This is a genomic window from Marinobacter sp. MDS2 (genome assembly GCF_030718085.1).
In the GTDB taxonomy this organism is placed as follows: domain Bacteria; phylum Pseudomonadota; class Gammaproteobacteria; order Pseudomonadales; family Oleiphilaceae; genus Marinobacter.
The window spans coordinates 2,700-4,650 of sequence record NZ_JAVAJF010000008.1 but is presented as its reverse complement, the minus strand read 5'-3'; the positions used below and the strand labels follow the sequence as shown (position 1 = coordinate 4,650).

The window sequence follows — 1,951 nt, the reverse complement described above, 5'->3', positions numbered from 1 at the left end:
GGGGTTTTGGTATTAAGAGTCTGACGATGACCTACTCTCACATGGGCAAGTGCCACACTACCATCGGCGCAGGCTTGTTTCACTTCTGAGTTCGGGATGGGATCAGGTGGTTCCAAGCCGCTATGGTCGTCAGACAAAACGGTTTGATCACTGGGGGACGAGATGGAACGTGATACGATTTCTTTGGTGCGTTATCCGCAATTGTCTTGGGTGTTATATAGTCAAGCCGCACGAGCAATTAGTACTGGTTAGCTCAACGCCTCGCAGCGCTTACACACCCAGCCTATCAACGTCCTGGTCTTGAACGGCTCTTCAGGAGGCTCAAGGCCTCAGGGAGATCTCATCTTGGAAGGGGCTTCCCGCTTAGATGCTTTCAGCGGTTATCCTATCCGAACATAGCTACCCAGCAGTGCTTCTGGCGAAACAACTGGAACACCAGCGGTTCGTCCACTCCGGTCCTCTCGTACTAGGAGCAGCTTTCCTCAAATCTCCAACGTCCACGGCAGATAGGGACCGAACTGTCTCACGACGTTCTAAACCCAGCTCGCGTACCACTTTAAATGGCGAACAGCCATACCCTTGGGACCGGCTTCAGCCCCAGGATGTGATGAGCCGACATCGAGGTGCCAAACACCGCCGTCGATGTGAACTCTTGGGCGGTATCAGCCTGTTATCCCCGGAGTACCTTTTATCCGTTGAGCGATGGCCCTTCCATACAGAACCACCGGATCACTATGACCTACTTTCGTACCTGCTCGACGTGTCTGTCTCGCAGTCAAGCGGGCTTGTGCCATTACACTAACCGTACGATGTCCGACCGTACTTAGCCCACCTTTGTGCTCCTCCGTTACGCTTTGGGAGGAGACCGCCCCAGTCAAACTACCCACCACACAGTGTCCTCAACCCCGATAAGGGGCCAGAGTTAGAACCTCAAACATGCCAGGCTGGTATTTCAAGGTTGGCTCCACCAGAACTGGCGTCCTGGTTTCAAAGCCTCCCAGCTATCCTACACAAGCATATTCAAAGTTCACTGTGAAGCTATAGTAAAGGTTCACGGGGTCTTTCCGTCTAGCCGCGGATACACCGCATCTTCACGGCGATTTCAATTTCACTGAGTCTCGGGTAGAGACAGCGCCCCCATCGTTACGCCATTCGTGCAGGTCGGAACTTACCCGACAAGGAATTTCGCTACCTTAGGACCGTTATAGTTACGGCCGCCGTTTACCGGGGCTTCGATCAAGAGCTTCGCACGAATGCTAACCCCATCAATTAACCTTCCGGCACCGGGCAGGCGTCACACCGTATACGTCCACTTTCGTGTTTGCACAGTGCTGTGTTTTTAATAAACAGTCGCAGGGGCCTGGTATCTTCGACCGGCTTCCGCTCCACCCGCAGGGGTATCACGTACACACCGGCGTGCCTTCTCCCGAAGTTACGGCACCATTTTGCCTAGTTCCTTTACCCGAGTTCTCTCAAGCGCCTTGGTATTCTCTACCTGACCACCTGTGTCGGTTTGGGGTACGGTCCCGAATAGCCTGAAGCTTAGAAGATTTTCCTGGAAGCAGGGCATCAATGACTTCGCGCCCTTGGGCACTCGTCGTCGCGTCTCGGGATTGTGGACCCGGATTTGCCTAAGTCCACTCCCTACATGCTTAAACCGGGGCAACCGTCGCCCGGCTCACCTAGCCTTCTCCGTCTCTCCATCGCAGCTATCCAAGGTACGGGAATATTAACCCGTTTCCCATCGACTACACCTTTCGGTCTCGCCTTAGGGGCCGACTCACCCTGCGCCGATTAGCGTTGCGCAGGAACCCTTGGTCTTCCGGCGTGGGAGTTTTTCACTCCCATTGTCGTTACTCATGTCAGCATTCGCACTTCTGATACCTCCAGCAAGCTTCTCAACTCACCTTCGCAGGCTTACAGAACGCTCCCCTACCCCGCATACAACGTA

At 54.2% G+C, this 1,951-nt stretch carries 2 rRNA genes (1 of these 2 running past the window's edge); both read right to left on the bottom strand.

Going from position 1 to position 1,951, the window contains the following annotated elements:
* Positions 1–18: 18 nt before the first annotated feature.
* Positions 19–134: ribosomal RNA gene (rrf, locus tag Q9245_RS15915) — 5S ribosomal RNA — on the bottom strand.
* A gap of 83 nt (positions 135–217) precedes the next feature.
* Positions 218–1,951: ribosomal RNA gene (locus tag Q9245_RS15910) — 23S ribosomal RNA — on the bottom strand (it continues 1,257 nt past the right edge of the window).